Annotated in this window: 14 protein-coding genes; 6 read left to right on the top strand and 8 right to left on the bottom strand. The window is 73.1% G+C overall.

All coding sequences use genetic code 11. From position 1 onward, the window contains the following. Positions 1 to 95 precede the first annotated feature (95 nt). Positions 96 to 989, bottom strand: a complete 894-nt coding sequence (gene panB, locus AB0K43_RS17120; protein ID WP_363640416.1) for a 3-methyl-2-oxobutanoate hydroxymethyltransferase — start codon at positions 987 to 989, stop codon at positions 96 to 98. A 249-nt stretch (positions 990 to 1,238) separates the two neighbouring features. Between panB and AB0K43_RS17115 the strand changes: the two genes are divergently transcribed. From AB0K43_RS17115 to AB0K43_RS17105, 3 genes are all read left to right on the top strand, one after another. Further along, entirely contained in the window at positions 1,239 to 2,837 is a 1,599-nt protein-coding gene (locus tag AB0K43_RS17115) for an MFS transporter (RefSeq protein WP_363640414.1), read from the top strand. Positions 2,838 to 2,861: 24 nt separating this feature from the next. Next, entirely contained in the window at positions 2,862 to 3,530 is a 669-nt protein-coding gene (locus AB0K43_RS17110; protein WP_363640412.1) for a TetR/AcrR family transcriptional regulator, read from the top strand. Between the two features lie 119 nt (positions 3,531 to 3,649). Further along, positions 3,650 to 4,675 (top strand): endonuclease/exonuclease/phosphatase family protein, encoded by a 1,026-nt coding sequence (locus tag AB0K43_RS17105; protein ID WP_363640410.1) that lies wholly within the window; start codon positions 3,650 to 3,652, stop codon positions 4,673 to 4,675. Positions 4,676 to 4,703: 28 nt separating this feature from the next. On the opposite strand, the gene AB0K43_RS17100 is transcribed toward AB0K43_RS17105, so the two are convergent. From AB0K43_RS17100 to AB0K43_RS17080, 5 genes are all read right to left on the bottom strand, one after another. Further along, a complete protein-coding gene (locus tag AB0K43_RS17100; protein ID WP_363640408.1) occupies positions 4,704 to 5,333 on the bottom strand; it encodes an SMI1/KNR4 family protein in 630 nt (209 codons plus the stop codon). Continuing rightward, positions 5,330 to 6,151 carry a hypothetical protein gene (locus tag AB0K43_RS17095; protein ID WP_363640406.1) on the bottom strand — a complete coding sequence of 274 codons (822 nt, stop codon included), beginning with the start codon at positions 6,149 to 6,151 and terminating at the stop codon, positions 5,330 to 5,332. The genes AB0K43_RS17100 and AB0K43_RS17095 overlap by 4 nt, the downstream gene beginning before the upstream one ends. Positions 6,152 to 6,170: 19 nt before the next feature. Next, a complete protein-coding gene (locus AB0K43_RS17090) occupies positions 6,171 to 6,824 on the bottom strand; it encodes a NucA/NucB deoxyribonuclease domain-containing protein (RefSeq protein WP_363640405.1) in 654 nt (217 codons plus the stop codon). Further along, on the bottom strand, positions 6,821 to 7,549 hold the full coding sequence (locus AB0K43_RS17085; RefSeq protein WP_363640403.1) for a hypothetical protein: 729 nt from the start codon (positions 7,547 to 7,549) through the stop codon (positions 6,821 to 6,823). Before AB0K43_RS17085 ends, AB0K43_RS17090 begins: the two co-directional genes overlap by 4 nt. Positions 7,550 to 7,694: 145 nt before the next feature. After that, a complete protein-coding gene (locus AB0K43_RS17080) occupies positions 7,695 to 9,461 on the bottom strand; it encodes an NAD+ synthase (RefSeq protein ID WP_363640401.1) in 1,767 nt (588 codons plus the stop codon). A gap of 198 nt (positions 9,462 to 9,659) precedes the next feature. Between AB0K43_RS17080 and AB0K43_RS17075 the strand changes: the two genes are divergently transcribed. Next, complete coding sequence (locus tag AB0K43_RS17075; RefSeq protein ID WP_363640399.1) at positions 9,660 to 11,021, top strand: glutamine synthetase family protein; 1,362 nt, start codon at positions 9,660 to 9,662, stop codon at positions 11,019 to 11,021. A 171-nt stretch (positions 11,022 to 11,192) separates the two neighbouring features. Here AB0K43_RS17075 and AB0K43_RS17070 read toward each other — a convergent pair whose 3' ends face one another. Continuing rightward, the gene (locus AB0K43_RS17070; protein ID WP_363640397.1) at positions 11,193 to 12,296 is read right to left on the bottom strand and encodes an LPXTG cell wall anchor domain-containing protein; all 1,104 of its coding nucleotides are present in this window, start codon (positions 12,294 to 12,296) and stop codon (positions 11,193 to 11,195) included. A gap of 301 nt (positions 12,297 to 12,597) precedes the next feature. Between AB0K43_RS17070 and AB0K43_RS17065 the strand changes: the two genes are divergently transcribed. Together AB0K43_RS17065 and AB0K43_RS17060 are read left to right on the top strand one after the other, a co-directional pair. Continuing rightward, the gene (locus tag AB0K43_RS17065) at positions 12,598 to 13,293 is read left to right on the top strand and encodes a class E sortase (RefSeq protein ID WP_363640395.1); all 696 of its coding nucleotides are present in this window, start codon (positions 12,598 to 12,600) and stop codon (positions 13,291 to 13,293) included. 163 nt (positions 13,294 to 13,456) lie between these two features. Further along, positions 13,457 to 16,495, top strand: coding sequence for a bifunctional [glutamine synthetase] adenylyltransferase/[glutamine synthetase]-adenylyl-L-tyrosine phosphorylase (locus AB0K43_RS17060; protein ID WP_363640393.1), 3,039 nt, complete (start codon positions 13,457 to 13,459; stop codon positions 16,493 to 16,495). A 150-nt stretch (positions 16,496 to 16,645) separates the two neighbouring features. Here AB0K43_RS17060 and AB0K43_RS17055 read toward each other — a convergent pair whose 3' ends face one another. Further along, a complete protein-coding gene (locus AB0K43_RS17055) occupies positions 16,646 to 17,608 on the bottom strand; it encodes a phosphatase PAP2 family protein (protein ID WP_363640391.1) in 963 nt (320 codons plus the stop codon). Positions 17,609 to 17,625: the final 17 nt, after the last annotated feature.

The raw sequence follows: 17,625 nt of genomic DNA, 5'->3' as shown, positions 1-17,625 counted from the left end.
TCACGCCGCTGTCGCGGCTGTCGGCCCGCCGGCGGCCCGCTGACGGCCTGCGGACGGCGGGGGTACCAGGGGATCCCGGCACCCCCGCCGGTGGCCTAGGAGAAGCTGTGCTCCGCGGCCGGGAACGCGCCGCCGGCCACGTCCGCGGCGAACTCGCGGGCGGCCTCGCCGAGGACGGCCCGCAGGTTGGCGTACTGCTTGACGAACTTGGGCACCCGGCCGGCCGTCATGCCGGCCATGTCGGTCCAGACCAGCACCTGGGCGTCGGTGCCGGCACCGGCGCCGATGCCGACGGTCGGGATGGCGAGCTGCTCGGTCACCTGGGTGGCGAGCTCGGCCGGCACGGCCTCCAGCACCACGGAGAAGGCGCCGGCCTGCTGGACGGCCTTGGCGTCGCGCAGCAGCTGGTGCGCCGCCTCGTCGCCGCGGCCCTGGACGGGGTAGCCGCCGAGCGCGTGCACCGACTGCGGGGTGAGGCCGATGTGGGCCATCACCGGGACACCGGCCTCGACCAGCAGCTCGATCGAGCGGGCGCTGCGCTCGCCGCCCTCCAGCTTCACCGCGCCCACCCCGGCCTCCTTCATCAGCCGGGCGGCGTTGCGCATGGCCTGCGCGGGCGACTCCTGGTACGAGCCGAACGGCATGTCGCCGACGACCATCGCCCGCTTGGTGCCGCGGACCACGGCGGCGGACAGCATCACCATCTGGTCCATGGTGACCGGGACGGTGGTCTCGTAGCCGAGGTGGCAGTTGCCGGCCGAGTCGCCGACCAGCAGCACCGGGATGCCGGCCTCGTCGAAGACCCCGGCGGTGAGCGCGTCGTACGCGGTCAGCATCGACCAGCGCTCGCCGCGCTGCTTGGCGGCGGCGAGGTCGCGGACGGTCACCCGGCGGTTGGTGACACCGCCGTAGAGGGTGGCGCCCTGGGCGGCGGCGCCCTGCTGGGCGGGGGCCTGCGGCTGGGCAGGCGAGAGCGGAGAAGCGTTCATCGAACAGGCTCCTGAAGGGTTGTCGTCTCGTGGCGCCGTGCGGCGTCCCCGGATCTGCTCCCATGCTTGCACGCCGTGGCCCGGCCGCAAAGACCGTGGTCCGAACCGCCGGGGAGCGGTTCTTTACCCGAAGTTTGCGATACGGCCCCGTCTCGTATCGAAATAGGGGCTACCCTGGCGGCAAGGGGTTACGAGACGAATCCGACTCGTAAGTCCGGACATCCTCGGACGGACAGGGAAGACGCACCGATGACCACCACCGCCGCGGCCGCACCACGCGTGCCCGAAGCCATCCACCGCCGCCGATGGGCCATCCTGGGCACGCTGGTGCTCGCCCTGCTCGTCGTCGTGCTCGACACCTCGATACTCAACGTCGCGATGAAGACCATCGCGACCCCCGCCCCGACCGGTCTGGGCGCCACCCAGAGCGACCTGGAGTGGGCGATCAACTCCTACACGCTGGTCTTCGCCGGCCTGCTGTTCACCGCGGGGCTGCTCGGCGACCGGCTCGGCCGCAAGTGGACGCTGCTCGGCGGCATGCTGGTCTTCGGCCTCGGCTCGCTGCTCTCCGCCTTCGCCGACTCGCCCGGCCAGCTGGTCGCCTTCCGGGCCGTCATGGGCCTCGGCGGCGCCTTCGTGATGCCCGCCACGCTGGCCATCATCATGAACGTCTTCGAGCGGCACGAGCAGCCCAAGGCGATCGGCATCTGGGCCGGCGCGGTCGGCCTCGCCATCGCGATCGGCCCGATCACCGGCGGCCTGCTGATCGAGCACTTCTGGTGGGGCTCGGTCTTCCTGGTCAACGTCCCGATCGTGGCGATCGCCCTGGTCGCGATGGGCCTGCTGGTGCCCAACTCCAAGGACCCGAACCCGGGCCGGCTCGACCCGGTCGGCGTGCTGCTCTCCATCATCGGCCTGGTCGCACTGATCTACGGCATCATCAAGGGCGGCGAGCTGGCCGACTTCACCGACCCCGGGGCCTGGGGGCCGATCCTGGTCGGCCTGGTCGCGCTGACCGCCTTCGTGCTGTTCGAGAAGCGCACCACCCACCCCGCGCTGGACATCACCTGGTTCCGCAACAAGGTCTTCTCGGCCTCGGTGGTGGTGATCGGCGTGATCTTCTTCGCGCTGATGGGCGTCTCCTTCTTCGGCGTCTTCTACACCCAGAGCGTGCGCGGGTACAGCGCGCTGCAGGCCGGCCTGCTGATGCTGCCGCTGGCCGGCGCCCAGATGATCTTCGCGCCGCGGGCCCGGCTGATGGTCGACCGCTTCGGGGTCCGCGCCACCTGCGCCGCCGGCATGGCCCTGGTCTCGGTCGGCCTGCTCGGCTACGTCGGCCTCGGCGTCACCACCCCGATCTGGGTGCTGATCGTGCTCGGCTTCGTGATGGGCACCGGCATGGCCCACGTGATGCCGCCGGTCACCGTCGCGATCATGGGCTCGCTGCCGCGCGAGAAGGCCGGCGCCGGCTCCGCGCTGAACAACACCTTCCGCCAGGTCGGCGGCTCGCTCGGGGTCGCCATCCTCGGCGCGGTGCTCTCCACCGTCTACCGGGACGGCATGGCCGACCGGCTCGCGGTCCTGCCGCCCGCACTGCGGGACAAGGCCGGCGAGTCGCTGGAGGCCACCGTCGCCATCGCCGACGGCACCCACAACCCCGGCCTGATCGCACCGGCCCAGGACGCCTTCGTGCACGCCATGCACGTGGTCGCCGGGCTCTCCGGCGGGATCACCGTGGTCGGCGCGCTGATCGCCCTGCTGCTGCTCCCCGGCCGGCTGCCCGCCGCCCCGGCCGCCCCCGGCGCGCCCGCCGAGGCCGCCGCCGGGCCGCGCCCCGCCAAGGTCTGATCCCGGGCCATGGACAATAGCGGCATGCAGACCGACACCCCGGCCGTCCGCCGCGCCCCCGCGGCCGTCCCCGCCCCGGAGCCCTGCGCCCCGCGGCGGGGACGGCCGCGCAGCGAAGCGGCCGAGCAGGCCATCTACACCGCCGTCGAGGCGCTGATGGAGGACGGCGTCGGCCTCACCGACCTGTCCATCGAGCGGATCGCGGCCGCCGCCGGGGTCGGCAAGGCCACCATCTACCGGCGCTGGCCCAACCTGGAGGCCCTGCTGGTCGACGTGGTCGCCCGGCTGGAGGCGCCACCGCCGCAGCTGTGCGGCGGCTCGGTCCAGGACGAGCTGGTCGGCATGGTGGAGTACATGCGCCGGCGGGGGCTGGCCAAGCGCTCCCGCTGGGTGCTCAAGTCCGCCCTCGGCCAGCTGCACGACTGGCCCGAGCTGCGCGCGGTCTACCAGGAGCGGGTCGTCAAACCCCGACGCGAACTGATCCGCACCATCGTGCGCCGGGGCATCGACGAAGGCGTGCTGCGCGCCGACCTCGACATCGAACTGGTCTGCGAGGTACTGATCGGGCCGATCCTGCTGCGTACGATCCTGTGGGACGACGCCCCGCTGGACGACCCCGAGCTGGCCCGCAAGATGGTCGACGCGGTGCTGAACGGCGTCGGCGCGGCCCCGGCCGGTGGGCAATCTCACTGATCCGGGGCGTGCCGCAACCTCGCCGGAGGGGGCCGGCGTCTGTCCCGTCATAGGCTGACCGGAGAATCCGACGAAAGCGGGATCAGCCGGGCGGATCGGGCGAGTGCGGAGGAGTGGGTATGGTGCAGGCGGACAGTCCGGCGGCGGCCGCGGGGAGCGGGCAGCCGGAGTCCAAGGGCACCGGGCGGGCGAGCACGCTCCGCGGCCGCCTGGAGCCCTGGCTGGACCGGCGCAGGGGCTGGATCACCGCCGCCCTCGCCGTCCTGACCGCCCTGCTGCTCGGCTTCCACGCCGAGGTCCCCAACGCCGTCGGCAACCTCGGCAGCCTGCTGGAGACCTTCCTGCCCTGGCTCGGCCTGGCCGTCCCGGTCCTGCTGGCGCTCGCGCTGTGGCGGCGCTCCGCCGTGGCGCTGGTCGCGGTGCTGCTTCCGGCGGTGGTCTGGCTGAACCTCTTCGGCGGCCTGCTCACCGACAAGAGCACCGGCAAGGGCGACTTCACCGTGCTCACCCACAACGTGGCCGCGGGCAACGACGACCCGGCCGGCACCCTGCGGCTGCTGAACGGGTCCGGCGCGCAGATCGTCGCCCTGGAGGAGCTGGCCTCCGGCGCCGCGGAGACCTACACCAAGGGCCTGGCCGCCAAGTACCCCTACCACGTGATCGAGGGCACGGTCGGGCTGTGGTCCAGCTATCCGATCGACGGCGTCTCGGTGGTGAACATCAAGATCGGCTGGACCAGGGCCTTCCGGGCCGAGGTGACCACCCCCAAGGGCCCGCTCGCGGTCTACGTGGCGCACCTGCCGTCCGTCCGGGTGAAGTTCGACGGCGGCTTCACGGCCGAGCAGCGGGACGTCAGCGCGCAGGCGCTCGGTGACGCCATCGAGGCGGAGCCGCTGCGCAAGGTGCTGCTGATGGGCGACCTCAACGGCACCATGAACGACCGCAGCCTGGCGCCGATCAGCTCGCAGATGCGCTCCGCCCACGGCGCTGCGGGCGACGGGTTCGGTTTCTCCTGGCCGGCCGCGTTCCCGATGGCCCGGATCGACCAGATCCTCAGCAAGGGCGGCCTCAGGCCCACCGACTCCCGGGTGCTGGCGGCGGACGGCAGCGACCACCGCGCGGTGGCGGCGGACTTCCGCTACTGAGGCGCCGGCCGCCGCGCGGTGGTGGTGCTCAGCCCGCGTTGAGGTTGATCGTCGCCCCGTCCGGCAGGTTGTACACCTGCTGGGCGACCGGGCCGCGGATCCGCATCGCGGTCGCGGCGTCCCGGACGGCGAAGTTGTCGAACCCGTAGCCGCCGCCGGTCACGAAGAACTGCAGCGGGACCAGCCGCTGGCCGGGCTCCAGCGGGCCGTTCTGCTGCTGGAAGGCGTACGCGAAGTTGGCCGCGGCATTGACCTCCGGGTCGGCCAGCAGCCACCGCGCCCAGTCCTCCAGGCTGGTGCCCAGCACCTCGACCTCGGCGGTCTCCGGGTCGAACCGGACCACCTCGGTGCCCTCCAGGACCGCGAACTGGTTGCCGAAGATGTCCTGGCCGAAGCAGAACAGGTCGTCCGCCAGCCCGTCGTAGGTGTCCTTCCAGGTGCTCTCCTCGTTCCAGCTCAGCAGGTCGGGCCCGAGGCCCTCCTCGCCCACCCGGAACACCTGGACACCCGCGTTGTAGAGGAAGAACCCGTTGATCCGGGAGAGCACCGTGCCCAGTTCGGCCAGCGGGCCCCCCGCCACGCCGAAGTCCAGCTCCGCCGAGGGCCCCATCGGGCCGCGGGCGCGGCCGAGGAGTTGCTCAAGGGCGCTCTGGGTCATTTCCGGTCACTCCTTGCTTCGGGGCCGATCGGCCGGGTCAGGTAGTGCTCGCGCACCCGGTCGGTGGCGACCAGCCGCAGCGCGGGCTGCAGCACGATCGACTCCGGGAGCGCGTCCCAGGTCGCGAACGGCCACCAGCGCTCGTGCGCGGCCAGCAGCATTCTCTCACCGGCCTCCACCGCCCCCTCGACGGCGTACCAACCCGCCAGCCACAGGCAGATGTAGGACTGCTCGGGCAGCTCCCCCGCGTCCTCGACCAGCGCGCGGGCGCGCGGGAAGTCGTTGGTCGCCTTGGTGGCCTCCCAGGCGACCCGCTTGTCGCGGGCGTCCAGCGAGCCGAAGTCGCGCTCCAGGAACTGACGGCCGATGACACCGTCCGCCGGGCCGACCGGGCCGCCCCAGGCGTAGGGATCCGGCAGGAGCCGCTCGGGAGCCTGCCGGCCGAGCTCGTCCGCCCGCCAGAGCAGGGTGTCCTCCAGCAGCCGGCCGGCCGGGACCTTGGTGGCCGCGGCCCGCATCCGGGGCTCCGCCGGGATGCCGGCGTGCAACTGGGCGGCGACGAACGAGTCGTCGAACGGGAAGCCCTGGTCGCACAGCTCGCCGCCGAGCGGACCCTGCCTGCCGATCAGCGTCTCGGCCAGCTCGGCCGCCTCGACGAACCGGTCCTGCCAGAACAGGATCTGGATCGCGGCCGCCGCGGCCTCCCAGGCCGGGTCGGGGTCGCCGGCGGGGTCCGTGGCGAGCGCGAGCAGGCGGGGCAGTACCTCCCGGAACGTGCCCTGCCGTGCTTGCGAGATCAACTGCTCAGCGGCGTTCACGTGCCGTCACCCCTTGCCGTCACCGTATTCGTATCCTCACCCGAGCACCCTTGGGCAGTCCGTGCAACGCGCTGCCCATCGCCGAGCCCGAGCCACGGTTGTCCGAGTCGGCGATGTACTTCACGCTGGCGCCCTTGCCGCCCTCCTTGAACATCGCGGGCGGGTACTCGTCCCGGTCCTGGGGCGGGGCGGTGGGGATCCCGCGCAGGGAGTCGGCCCGGTTGCTGTCCGCGTTGTCCCGGTCGATGGTCAGGACGGACGGCCTGGGCCGGCCCTGGGCGGAGGCACCGCCCCGCCAGACGGTGCCGTTCTGCGCCTCCTGGATGTGCTGGGCCGACTCGGGGTAGCGGGACGAGTCGATCACCATCTCCGCGTCGTAGTCGCCCCTGACCCCGAGGTGCCCGGCGATCCTGGTGCGGGCGTCGTGCTGGCGGACCATGCGCTTGCGGGCGCCCTTGCCGGTCATGCCGTCGTTCTTGGCGATCTTCTCGGCCAGCGCCAGGATCTGCTTGGCGTGCGCGTCGTCGGCGTCCGTGAGGTTCTTGACCACCTGCTTGGCGCCTTGCCCGGCCTGCTCGTACATCTCGGAGACGGCCTTCGCCGCGTCCTTGCTGATCGTCCTGCCGACCCGCTGGGCGGCGTCCTCCAGTGCCTTCGCGATCGGGTGGCTCAACTGAACGACACCCCCGCCGTCGCACCGGCGAAGGTGCTCGCGTGGCCGACCACGTCGTCGGCGTGCCGCTGGAGTTCGGCGGCGTGCGCGAGCATCCGCTCCGGGTCGACCCGGAAGCCCTCGCCGACGCTCCCGCCGCCCGCGGCGGCACCGACCGCGGCCTGCACCCCCTTGAAGACCAGCCCGGTCAGCGCCCGGGTGACGGCCTCCTCCAGCGGCGCGACCGCCCGCTCCACCAGCATGCCGACGACCTGGTCCTCGGCCTCCTGGATGATCTCCTTGACGATCCGCCGCTGGACCTCCGCCAGCGCGGCCTCGGCCGCGGCGGACGCGCCCAGCGTGACCACGGCGGTGGCCGCGGCGGCGGCCAGTTCGGCCGCCATGATGCCGAGTTGGGTGATGACCGCGAGCTTCGCCGCCACGATCACGTCTGCGGCGATGTCCAGCGCCGTCGCGCTGGCGTTGCAGACCTGCACCAGCTCGTCCATGTGGTCCGTGGACATCCGGGCCCAGGTCTCGGCCAACTGCTGGTAGGAGGAAGCCTGGTAGGCGTCGGCCATGGCTCGGATGGTGGCCGTGGCGGCCTCGTGCGAGCTGTCGATGTCGGTGGCGAACCGCCGGACGTGCTCCGCGTACTCCCGCACGCCGTCCTCGTTGACCTGCGGCCAGTTCAGGCCGAGCAGGTCCATCACCCAGACCAGTTCACCCGGTAGCTCGATCGCCAAGACGACCCCCCGTCATCACTCCCCGTGACACCCCGTCACTACTCAAGCGATAGTAGTACGAATACTGGGGCCCCGACCCGGTCCGTGGTGGGCATCGGGGTCGGGGCCGGTGGTGACCTGGTGAAGGCCGGGGCCGGACGGAGGGTCAGCCGCGGCGCCACCGGTTGGTGATGGGCAGCCGGCGGTCGCGGCCGAAGCCCTTGGCGGAGATCTTCGGGCCCGGCGGGTACTGCCGGCGCTTGTACTCGGCGGTGTCGACCAGGCGGACGATCCGGTCGACCACCGCGGCGTCGAAGCCGGCCGCCACGATCGCGTCCCGGCCCTGGTCGCCCTCGACGTACAGGTCGAGCACGGTGTCCAGCAGGTCGTAGTCCGGCAGCGAGTCGGTGTCCTTCTGGTCCGGCCGCAGCTCGGCGGACGGCGGCTTGACGATGGTGTTCTCCGGGATCGGCGGCACCTCGCCGCGCCGCTCGGCCTCCTCGTTGCGCCAGCGGGCCAGCCGGAAGATCAGCGACTTGTAGACGTCCTTGATGGGCCCGTAGGCGCCGACCGAGTCGCCGTAGAGCGTGGAGTACCCCACCGCCAGCTCGCTCTTGTTGCCGGGCGCGAGCACGAGGTGCCCCTCCTGGTTGGAGATCGCCATCAGCACGGTGCCGCGCAGCCGGGACTGCAGGTTCTCCTCGGCCAGGCCGGTCAGGCCGAGCGACTCCATGAAGGCGTCGAACATCGGCGCGATCGACACGGTGCGGAAGTTGAGGCCGGTGCGGCGCGCCAGGTCGGCGGCGTCGTCCCGGGAGTGCTGCGAGGAGTACCGGCTGGGCATTGAGACGCAGTGCACGTTCCCGGCGCCCACCGCGTCCACCGCGATCGCGGCGACCAGCGCCGAGTCGATCCCGCCGGAGAGGCCGATCAGCACCGAGGCGAAGCCGTTCTTGCGGACGTACGCCCGGGTGCCGGTGACCAGTGCGGCGTAGATCTCCGCCTCGTCCGCCAGCCGCGGCGCCACCTCGGTGGCGACCGGGGCGGCCTGTGCGGCCTGTGCGGGCTGCGGTTCGCCGGCCAGCTCGGTGCGGACCAGGCGCAGGCCGTCGGCGAGCGGGCGGCCGTCGTCCGCGCGGCCGCCGGGCGCGGCGGGCAGCTCCAGGTCGACCAGCAGCAGCCGCTCCTCGAACTGCGGGGCGCGGGCGAGCACCTCGCCTCCGGCGGTGACCACGAGCGAGTCGCCGTCGAAGACCAGCTCGTCCTGGCCGCCCACCATGTTCAGGTAGGCCAGCGTGCAGCCGGCCTCGGCGGCCCGGCGCCGCGCCAGGTCGAGCCGGGCGTCGTCCTTGTTCCGCTCGTACGGCGAACCGTTGACCACCAGCAGCAGTCCGGCCCCGGCCTCGCGGGCGGCGGTGACCCGGCCGCCGTCCTGCCAGATGTCCTCGCAGATGGCCAGCGCGACGTCCACGCCGTTCACCCGCAGCACCGAGAGCTGGTCGCCGGGCACGAAGTAGCGGTACTCGTCGAAGACGCCGTAGTTGGGCAGGTGGTGCTTGGCGAAACGGTTCACCACTGTGCCGCGATGCAGCACCGCCGCGCAGTTCTGCGGCTCGCCGGCCGGGCGGCCGAGCTTCGCCGAGGGGCGCTCCGAACGGCCCAGGTAGCCGACCACCACCGGAAGCTCGCCGAGCCCCTCCGCCGCCAGCCGGGCGGCCAGCTCGACCAGGGCCGCGCGGGAGGCCTCCACGAAGGAGTTGCGCAGTGCGAGGTCCTCGACGGGGTAACCCGTCAGGGCCATCTCGGGGAAGGCGGCCAGCTGCGCGCCGGCCTCGGCGGCCTGCCTGGTCCAGCGCACCACCTCCTCGCCGTTGTGGGCGAGGTCACCGACCCAGGGGTCGATCTGGCACAGGGCGAGACGGAGATTGGGCATGCCCCGGAGTGTAATCGTCTAAGTGACGCTATGTCTCGCCCGGGCGCCCGTTCCCGGGCCGGCCCCGTGCTCGTGGTGGGTGGCCGGTGGAACTCGGTGTCGGCATCCGGGCGGAGATCCGACATGATGGGACCAGTCGCCACGCTGGCCGGTTCCGGGCGTAACACGGGCGTAAAGAGCAGAGGTGAGACTGTCCCCATGGGCAAGCAGCAGGAGTTCGTGCTTCGTACGCTCGAAGAGCGTGACATCCGTTTTGTCCGGCTGTGGTTCACCGACGTGCTCGGGTTCCTGAAGTCGGTCGCGGTCGCTCCGGCGGAGCTGGAGCAGGCCTTCGAGGAGGGCATCGGCTTCGACGGTTCGGCGATCGAGGGCTTCGCCCGGGTCTACGAGTCCGACATGATCGCCAAGCCGGATCCGACCACCTTCCAGATACTGCCGTGGCGCTCGGAGACCCCGGGCACCGCCCGGATGTTCTGCGACATCATGATGCCGGACGGCTCGCCCTCCTACGCCGACCCGCGGTTCGTGCTCAAGCGCACCCTGGAGAAGGCCTCGGCCCAGGGCTTCACCTTCTACACCCACCCGGAGATCGAGTTCTTCCTGCTGAAGAACCTCCCGGGCGACGGCACCGCGCCGATCCCGGCCGACCAGTCCGGCTACTTCGACCACACGCCGCGCGGCGTCGGCCACGACTTCCGCCGGCAGGCGATCACCATGCTGGAGTCGATGGGCATCTCGGTGGAGTTCTCCCACCACGAGGGGGCGCCCGGCCAGCAGGAGATCGACCTGCGGTACGCGGACGCGCTGTCCACCGCCGACAACATCATGACCTTCCGCCTGGTCATGAAGGAGGTCGCGCTGGAGCAGGGCGTGCACGCCAGCTTCATGCCCAAGCCGTTCTCCAACTTCCCGGGCTCCGGCATGCACACCCACCTCTCGCTCTTCGAGGGTGACCGCAACGCCTTCCACGAGTCCGGCGCGGAGTACCAGCTCTCCAAGGTCGGCCGCTCCTTCATCGCGGGCCTGCTGAAGTACGCCGCCGAGACGGCCGCCGTCACCAACCAGTGGGTCAATTCCTACAAGCGGATCTGGGGCGGGTCGCAGCGCACCGCGGGCGCCGGCGGCGAGGCCCCCTCGTACGTCTGCTGGGGCCACAACAACCGCTCGGCGCTGATCCGGGTCCCGATGTACAAGCCGGGCAAGCAGGGCTCCACCCGGGTCGAGGTCCGCTCCCTGGACACCGGCTGCAACCCGTACCTGGCCTACGCGGTCGTGCTGGCCTCCGGCCTCAAGGGCATCGAGGACGGCCTCGAACTCCCGCCGGGCGCCGACGACGACGTCTGGGCCCTCAGTGACGCCGAGCGCCGGGCCCTCGGCATCCAGCCGATGCCGCAGAACCTGGGCGAGGCCATCGACCTGATGCAGCGCAGCGAACTCGTCGCCGAGACCCTGGGCGAGCACGTCTTCGACTTCTTCCTGCGCAACAAGCGCCAGGAGTGGGAGGAGTACCGCTCCGAGGTCACCCCGTTCGAGCTGCGGAAGAACCTGCAGGTGCTGTAGCGGCCGCTGGACGCACGCGACTCCGCCCCGCCGGTTCGACCGGTGGGGCGGAGTCGTTGTGCGGTGCGGTGTGCGTCCCCGCCGGGCGGGGACGGCGGCGGGGGTCCCAGATGGGTCCGGCGGCCGGGAGAGGGCTCGACGCCTGGGCGGCGCCCGGCGGGGTGGGGCCGGTCAGGACCGGCGGGTGCGGCGGAACTGGATCAGTGCGCCGCCGAGCACGAGCAGCCCGGCGGCGCCCAGCACGAGCGGGGTCTGGTCGGAGCCGGTGTGCGCCAGCTGGCCCTTGCCCGCGTGGGACGGGGCGTGGGGCGCGGCCAGGTTGTGGTGGGAGGACGGCTGGTAGCTGTAGGAGCTCTTCGAGGGCTTGGCCGGGTGGTCCTTGCCGGAGGACTTGGAGTCGCTGGAGGAGTAGACGTAGTTGACGTTGTTGACGTTCTGCTTGTTCTCCTGGACCACGTTCACCACGACGTTCTGGAACTGACCCTGCGCCTGGTTCTGGTCCTGCTTCTGGTCCTGCTTCTGGTCCTGGTCCTGGCCCTGCGTCTGGTCCTTGCCCGGCTTGGTGCCGTGGTCGTCGTGGGTGGGCGGCTGGTGCTGCGGCGGGTGGTCCATCGGGGGCTGGTGAGTGGGGGGCTTGGTCCCGTGGTCACCGTGGGACGGGGGCTTGGTCCCGTGGTCGCTGTGGTCACCGTGGTCGCCGTGCATGGGGGGCTTGTCGCCGTGGTCCCCGTGGGTGGGCGGCTTGTCCCCGTGATCCCCGTGCGTGGGCGGCTTGTCCCCGTGGTCCCCGTGGTCCCCGTGCTCGCCGTGGGACGGGGGCTTGCTCCCGTGCTCGCCGTGGGTGGGCGGCTTGTCCCCGTGATTGCCGTGGTCCCCGTGCGTCGGGGGCTTCCCGCCGTGGGCGTCGTCCAGGCAGTCCGGGTCCCACGCGTCGGCCGACTTCTGCGCGGCCTCCTCCGTGAGCTCCGGTGCGAGCTCCGGTGCGAGCTCGCTGCCGACCGGGGCCTGCGACCACATGCCCCAGTCGGCGGCCTGCGCCGCCCCGGGGGAGGCGGCGGAGTCGGCGGACCAGGTGGTGGCGGTGGTGGCGGGCTCGGCCCCGTCCATGGCGATCCGCATGAGGTCGTCCAGCCACGGCCCGCCCTGGGCCCCCATGGCGTCGACGGCCGCGGCGCGGTCGGCGTCGGTTACGGCGAATGCGGTGCTGCTGCCGCCCAGAACGAGGGCGAATGAGGTCAGTCCGGAAAGGACCAGACCGGCGACGCGGGTTTGCATGACTCTCCCAGATGATCGGTTAACCGGATCCTCTGTTTATGGCTTGGTTCACACTTCGTGAGCGAGCGACGCCGAGGAGTCACCGATTCGGGCGACGGTCGGTGCCGCCCGATGGCCGAATGTGCGGACCGGCCGCCGTTGGGCCGTCCGGCCGTGCGGGCGCGGGGCCTTCGGGCGCCGTATGGCGTGTCGCATTGCGGACGAATCGGGCGCGGGGTGGAGTGAAGGGCTTCGCGTAGGTTCGGCTGCGGTGGAGAGGACGCCCGTGGTGACGGAGGGTCGGCGACGGCGTGGGCCCGCCATGGCGGCGGTCCAGGCTACGGGGGAACTGCTGGTCACGCTCGGCGTGCTGCTCGCGCTGTTCGCGGCCTACTCGCTGTGGTGGACGGACGTGATCGCCGACCACCGGGCGGACCAGGCCGGCGGGCGGCTGCGCCAGTCCTGGTCGACGGGCCCGGTGCCGCTGCCGCCCGCCGACGGCACGCCGACGCCCGCCCCGAGGACGTACCAGGCGGGTGACGGCATCGGCTTCCTGCACGTGCCGGCGATGGGCGCCGGCTACCAGGTGCTGATCCGGATGGGGACGGACGAGGAGACCCTCGCCGAGGGCGTCGCGGGGGTGTACACGGAGCCGTACGAGGCCGCCATGCCGTGGGACGAGCAGGGGAACTTCGCGCTGGCCGCGCACCGCGACGGGCACGGCGCGAAGTTCCACGACCTGGACCTGCTCGGGCCGGGCGACGCACTCGTCGTCGAGACCCGGGACTCCTGGTACGTCTACCGGGTGGACGGCGTGCTGCCGGAGACCTCGCAGTACGACACCGGTGTCGTCGCACCGGTCCCGACCGGGTCCCCGTACCACGTCGCCGGCCGCTACATCACGCTGACGACGTGTACGCCGGTGTACACCTCGCGCTACCGGATGGCGGTCTGGGGCAGCCTGGTACGGGTGGACCCGGTCGACGCCAGGCGGACACCCCCGCCGGAGCTGCGCTGAGCGGCCCGGGCCGAACTGTGCTCCATTGGGATGAACGGGTGTCCCCACCAGGCGGCACCGGACGCCCGGCGCGAGCCCGGCCGAGGAAGCGGCCCGGGGCCCTGGGATCGTAGGCTCATGGCTCCCGCGGCTCGCAGGGGCCGACCGGCGCATCGGAGGGGCGATGGCACTGGAGGAACGGGCCGGCAGTCGGACCAGCCGGCCGGAGATCCGCCTGGTCAGGCGTGGTTTCACCGACCCCGAGCAGGCCGTGCGGCTGCTGGCCGAACCGGCCCTGCACGGGCTGGCCGCCGACCCGGTGCTGATCGACGCGCTCGGCGCCACCGCCGACCCGGACCTCGCCCTGCGCAGCCTCGCCCGGCTGCTGGAGGCCCTCGACGGGACCGAGCGCGCGACCCTGCGGGACACCCTCACCACCTCCAAGCCGCTGCGCGACCGGCTGCTCGGGGTGGTCGGCGCCTCGGCCGCGCTCGGCGACCACCTCGCCCGGCACCCCCGGGACTGGCACGCCCTGGTGACCTTCGAACAGCGCGACATGCACCCGGGCCAGGCGGAGTTCGGGCGCGAGCTGGCCGCCCGGGTCCGGTCCGCCGCACCGGCCGCCCGGGCCGACGCCCTGCGCGCCGCCTACCGCCGCTGCCTGCTGGCGATCGCCGCCCGTGACCTGAGCGGCACCACCGACCTGCCGCAGACCTCGGCCGAGCTGGCCGATCTGGCCGGCGCCACCCTGCAGACCGCGCTGGACATCGCCGCCGACGAGGACCAGGAGGCCGCCGCGGACTGCCGGCTGGCGGTGATCGGCATGGGCAAGTGCGGCGGCCGGGAGCTCAACTACATCTCGGACGTCGACGTGATCTTCGTGGCCGAGCCCCGCGAGGGCGTGGAGGAGCAGCGCGCCACCAGGGCCGCCACCCGGCTGGCCGCCCGCACCATGCGGCTGTGCTCCGACACCACCGGCGAGGGCACCATCTGGCCGGTGGACGCCAATCTGCGCCCCGAGGGCCGCAACGGCCCGCTGGTGCGGACCCTGGCCAGCCACCTCGCGTACTACCAGCGGTGGGCCAAGACCTGGGAGTTCCAAGCCCTGCTCAAGGCCCGCCCGGTGGCCGGCGACGCCGAGCTCGGGGCGGCCTACTCGGCGGCGACGGCCCCGCTGGTCTGGCAGGCCGCGGCCCGGGAGAACTTCGTCGCCGACGTCCAGCAGATGCGCCGCCGGGTGGTCGAGGCGATCCCCGCGACCGAGGTGGGCCGGCAGCTCAAGCTGGGCCCCGGGGGCCTGCGCGACGTCGAGTTCGCCGTCCAGCTGCTGCAGCTGGTGCACGGCCGCACCGATCCGGGCCTGCGCAGCGGCAACACGCTGGAGGCGCTGGCCGCGCTCAGCGCCGGCGGCTACGTCGGCCGGGCCGACGCCGCCTCGCTGGACGCGGCCTACCGCTTCCTGCGCTCCCTGGAGCACCGGATCCAGCTGCACCGGCTGCGCCGCACCCACCTGGTGCCCACCGACCCCGACGACCTGCGCCGGCTGGCCCGCTCGCTGGCGCCGCTGATCAACGGCGACACCCGGGCCGATCCGGTGGCCGCGCTGGACCGCGAGTGGAAGCGGCACGCGGTCGAGGTGCGGCGGCTGCACGAGCGGCTGTTCTACCGGCCGCTGCTGGACGCGGTGGCCGAACTGCCGGTCGGTGCGGCCGGCCTCGGCCACGCCGGGCTGACCCCAGAGGGGGCCAGGGCCCGGCTGGAGGCGCTCGGGTACGCGGATCCCGCCGCCGCGCTGCGCCACCTCACCGCGCTCGCCTCCGGGGTCAGCCGCAAGGCCGCCATCCAGCGCACCCTGCTGCCGGTGATGCTCGGCTGGTTCGCGGACTCCGCCGACCCGGACGCCGGGCTGCTCAACTTCCGGCTGGTCTCCGACGCGCTCGGCCGCACCCCCTGGTACCTGCGGCTGCTGCGGGACGAGGGGGCCGCCGCCGAGCGGCTCGCCCGGGTGCTGTCGGCCGGTCGGCTCGCCCCCGACCTGCTGATGCGGGCCCCGGAGGCGGTCGCCATGCTCGGTGACCCGCAGGGGCTGGTGCCGCGCGGCCGGGCCGCGCTGGAGCAGGAGGTGCTGGCCGCCGTCGGCCGGGCCGGCACCGCCGGGGCCGGGGTGGCGGCGGCCCGCGCCGTGCGCCGCCGCGAGCTGTTCCGGACATCGGCCGCCGACCTGCTGGGCCGGCTCGACGAGGACCCGGCGCTCGCCCTGGACCTCGCCGGGGAGGCGCTCACCGCGCTCAACGCCGCCACCCTGCAGGGGGCGCTGCGGGCCTGCATCGCTGGCTGGGAGGCGGCCAACGGCGAACTGCCGACCCGGATCGCCGTGATCGCGATGGGCCGGTTCGGCGGGCACGAGCTCGGCTACGGCTCCGACGCCGACGTGCTGCTGGTGCACGAGCCGCTGCTGGGCATGCTGGACGAGGACGCCGCCCGGGCCGCCCACGCGGTCTGCAACGAGCTGCGCACCCTGCTCGCCGCGCCGTCCACCGAGCCGCCGCTGGTGGTCGACGCCGACCTGCGCCCGGAGGGCCGGCAGGGCCCGCTGGTGCGCACCCTGGCCTCGTACGCGGCGTACTACCGGCGCTGGTCGCACGTCTGGGAGAGCCAGGCGCTGCTGCGCGCGGAGCCGGTCGCGGGCGACGCCGAGCTGGGGGAGCGGTTCCGGGCGCTGATCGATCCGCTGCGCTACCCGGGCGCCGGGGTGCCGGAGCGGGATCTGCTGGAGATCCGCCGGATAAAGGCCCGGATAGAGTCCGAACGGCTGCCGCGCGGGGCCGATCCGACCACCCACACCAAGATCGGGCGCGGTGGGCTGGCCGATGTCGAGTGGACGGTCCAGCTGCTCCAGCTCCGGCACGGGCACGCGGTGCCGGCCCTGCGCACCACCAGGACCAGGGCGGCGCTGGCGGCGGCCGCGGCGGCCGGACTGATCGAGGCCGAGGACGCCGCGGTGCTGGACACCGCCTGGGTGCTGGCCTCCCGGGTGCGCAGCGCGGTGATGCTGGTGCGCGGCCGGGCTGGGGACTCCTTCCCGGGGGACGCCCGCGAGCTGTCCGGGGTGGCGCGCTACCTGGGGTACGGCGAGGGGCACAGCGGTGAGCTGGTGGACGACTACCGGCGTACCACCCGGCGGGCCCGCGCGGTGGTGGAGCGGTTGTTCTACGGTCCGTGACCGGGCTGCCGTGCGTGGGCGTCCGTGCGTGGGCGTCCGTGCGTGGCGTCCGTGCCCGGGCCTCCGGGGCGGGCGTCCCGGGCGGCCGGGAACGCCGACGGCCCCGTCCGGAGGGATCCGGGCGGGGCCGTCGGCGCGGGTGGTGCCGGGTCAGCGCGGGCCGACGCCGACCGTGCTGCTCCACTGCTCGGGCACGGTGACCGGCTCGTCCTCCGGCCGGCCGCCGGGGAGCCGGGGGAGCTGGTAGACCCAGACGTGGTAGATCGCCCGGGCGGCGGTGAAGCCGACCGCCAGGCACAGGGCGCCGCCGACGGCGTCCATCCAGAAGTGGTTGGCGGTCGAGATGATCACGACCAGGGTGACCGCCGGGTAGAGCAGGCCGAGCAGCCGGACCCAGAGCGGGCGGGCCAGGAAGAAGATCGTGAGGCCGCACCAGAGCGACCAGCCGATGTGCATCGAGGGCATCGCGGCGTACTGGTTGGAGACGTGCGCCCCGGCGCCGGAGGCCATCGAGCCCCAGGTGTGGTGGGTGAGCACGGTGTCCACGAAGCCTCCGCCGGTCATCAGCCGGGGCGGGGCCAGTGGGAAGAAGTAGAAGCCGACCAGGGCGATGCCGGTGGTCACGAAGAGCACCGTGCGGGCCGCCGCGTAGCGGCCGGGGTGCCTGCGGTAGAGCCAGACCAGGACACCGATGGTGACGATGAAGTGCAGGGTGGCGTAGTAGTAGTTCATCCCCACGATCAGCCAGCCCACCGAGTCGACCGCGTGGTTGACCGAGCGCTCCAGGGCGATGCCGAGGGCCCGCTCGAAGTCCCATATCCAGGTCGCGTGCCGCTGGGCGATCGAGGCCTGCTCGGGCACCGCGTTGCGGACGAGGGAGTAGAGCCAGTAGCTGATGCCGATCAGCGCCAGTTCGAACCAGAGCCGCGGCCGGGCGGGCCGTCTGCGCTGCTCGCGCACCCGGCCGCGCAGGGCGGCGCTCGGTGACTGGGCGACCCGGGTGGCTCCGTCCGGCTGCCGGCCCGGTCGGGCGGAGCCAGGGACGGAACCACCGGTGGTCGCCGCGTCGGCGCGGTCGGCGTCGGCTGCGTTGGTCTCGGTCGGTTCCCCCATGGACGAGAAGTCTGCCA

This window comes from Kitasatospora sp. NPDC049258, assembly GCF_040678895.1.
Classification (GTDB): Bacteria; Actinomycetota; Actinomycetes; order Streptomycetales; family Streptomycetaceae; genus Kitasatospora.
The sequence above is the reverse complement of the archived record's forward strand: the minus strand, read 5'-3'. Positions and strand labels throughout refer to the sequence as shown.